The organism is Mesorhizobium sp. M7A.F.Ca.CA.004.04.2.1, assembly GCF_004022825.1.
In the GTDB taxonomy this organism is placed as follows: Bacteria; Pseudomonadota; Alphaproteobacteria; order Rhizobiales; family Rhizobiaceae; genus Mesorhizobium.
Window position 1 is genome coordinate 1 of sequence record NZ_RZPH01000942.1, and the last position, 2,353, is coordinate 2,353.

General features: G+C 64.0%; 3 protein-coding genes. 2 read left to right on the top strand and 1 reads right to left on the bottom strand.

Features of this window, described 5'->3' with window-relative positions; genetic code table 11:
- Together EN893_RS29520 and hutC are read left to right on the top strand one after the other, a co-directional pair.
- A partial coding sequence (locus EN893_RS29520; protein ID WP_164901215.1) for a formimidoylglutamate deiminase occupies positions 1-848 on the top strand: 848 nt, incomplete at its 5' end.
- Positions 849-850: 2 nt separating this feature from the next.
- The gene (gene hutC, locus EN893_RS29525) at positions 851-1,582 is read left to right on the top strand and encodes a histidine utilization repressor (RefSeq protein WP_164749090.1); all 732 of its coding nucleotides are present in this window, start codon (positions 851-853) and stop codon (positions 1,580-1,582) included.
- Positions 1,583-1,752: 170 nt separating this feature from the next.
- Here the strand turns inward: hutC and EN893_RS29530 are convergent, their stop codons facing one another.
- The gene (locus EN893_RS29530; RefSeq protein ID WP_127271894.1) at positions 1,753-2,097 is read right to left on the bottom strand and encodes a RidA family protein; all 345 of its coding nucleotides are present in this window, start codon (positions 2,095-2,097) and stop codon (positions 1,753-1,755) included.
- Between the last annotated feature and the right edge of the window lie 256 nt (positions 2,098-2,353).

Genomic DNA, 2,353 nt, shown 5'->3' on the forward strand with positions numbered 1-2,353 from the left:
ACGAAGGTCAGCGGCGATTCATCAACGATGTGAATCGGTTCTCGCGGCTTGTTGAGAAATGCCGCGAATTGGTTCGCGCGTTGAATCAGGCTGTCGTCGGCGTCGCTCCGCACAGTTTGCGTGCCGCGACGCCGCAGGAGCTAGCCGAAGTCGCCGCGCTGGCGCCGGAGGGGCCGATTCACATCCATATCGCCGAGCAAGTGAAAGAGGTCGAGGACTGTCTTGCCTGGTCCGGCGCGAGGCCCGTGGAGTTTTTGCTCGCCAATGCCAAGGTCGACAAGCGCTGGTGCCTGATCCACGCCACCCATATGACCGATACGGAAACCGTTGCCATGGCCAGGAGCGGCGCCATCGCCGGCCTCTGCCCGATCACCGAGGCCAATCTCGGTGACGGCACTTTTGCCGCGCCGCTGTTCAGGGAACATGGCGGCCGCTATGGCGTCGGCTCCGATTCCAACGTGCTCATCGGCCTGCCCGACGAATTGCGCCAGCTCGAATATTCACAGCGCCTCGCCCACCGCGCCCGCAATGTGCTGGCGGTCGCGGGCGGCTCGACCGGCCGGGCGCTGTTCGATGCCGCGCTAGACGGGGGCAGCGTCGCCCTTGGCGCCGGCATCTCGCAGATCGCCGCCGGCGCATCCGCCGATCTCGTCTCGCTCGATCCCAAAAATCCCTCGCTGGCCGGCAAGAGCGGCGACGCGATCCTGGACGCCTGGATCTTCGCCAATGGCGGCAAGGTCGACTGCGTCTGGGTGCATGGGTTCAAGCAGGTCAGCGGCGGCACGCATGTGAAGCGAGAGGCTATCGCCGAGCGGTTTCGCAGCGTGATGACGGCGCTTTCGGCATGAGCATGGCCGGCACAGTGGTAGCGGACGGTGGCGGCTCGCTGCACCAGCGCATCCTGACCGACATCAGTGAGAAGATCACGTCCGGTGCCTGGGCGCCCGGCCATCGCATCCCGTTCGAGCACGAACTGAGCGTGCAATACAATTGCTCGCGCATGACGGTGAACAAGGCGCTGTCACAGCTTGCCAAGGCCGGGCTGATCGAACGTCGCCGCCGCTCAGGCAGCTTTGTGCGCCGGCCGCAGTCGCAAGCGGCGGTGCTGGAAATCCACGATATCCGCATCGAGGTCGAAGCGCTCGGCTTGCCTTACCGCTACGAGCGCGTCGCTCGGCACAAAAGGCGCAGCAGCGCCGAGGATCGCGCCCTGCTGGAATTGGGCTTGGCCGGACCGGTTCTGGCGCTGGAATGCGGGCATTTCGCCGGCGAGCGGCCGTTCGCGCATGAACAGCGGCTGATCAACCTCACCGCCGTACCCGAGGCAGCAGACGTGGAATTCGTGGCCATCGCACCAGGACCATGGCTGATCGGCCGCGTGCCGTGGAGCGAAGCCGAGCACCGGATTCGCGCTGTCGCCGCCGACAGACATATAGCGGCCGCACTCGACATCGAAGCCGGCGCGCCGTGCCTGGTGGTAGAGCGGCGGACATGGAGCGCCGAACATCCGGTCACCCATGTGCGCTTTACCTACGCGGCCGAGAGCCACACGCTGGTGGCAAGGTTCAGGCCGCAGGGGTAGCGCCGACGCTCCCTTCTCCCCTTGTGGGAGAAGGTGGATCGGCGCGACAGCGTCGAGACGGATGAGGGGTGTTCCAGCGGAGTGAGACGTTGGCGTTCCCTGGAACACCCCTCATCCGTCGCCTTCGGCGACACCTTCTCCCACAAGGGGAGAAGGTGAAAGTCGACGCTTTAGATCGCGGCGGTAATAATAATCTCGACCAGATAGTCCGGGGTGGCGAGCTTTGCTTCGCCGGTGGCACGGGCTGGCGTGTTGCCCTGCGGCACCCACTTGTCCCATTCCGCGTTCATCTCGGCAAAGGTGCTCATGTCGGCCAGCCAGATGATCGCCTGCAGGATCTTGGTCTTGTCGGAGCCAGCCTTGGCCAGCAATTCGTCGACAGCCGCCAGGATGTCCCTGGTCTGCGAAGCGACGTTGCCGGTTGGCTGGCCGACCTGACCAGCCAGATAGACGGTATTGCCATGGATGACGATCTGGCTCATGCGCGGGCCGACATCGATGCGACGAATGCTCATTGGATGGTTCCTTCCTGTGACGGTTGCGCTTCTTTAGAGTCGCGGCCGGCTTGGGGCAAGGTCGCCAGGTCGAATCCCCTTGGGCCAACGGCATATGGCATGCACACACGGCAAGTTGACCCTGCGGCCGCAATTCCGCCGGATTGGCTTGTTGACTAATGTAATAACATCACATATCCAATCGGCCGCTGCCAGCAGCCGGATTTCGCCGCCTACGGATCGCAGAATGACAAATACCTGCCTGACATTCCGCGAC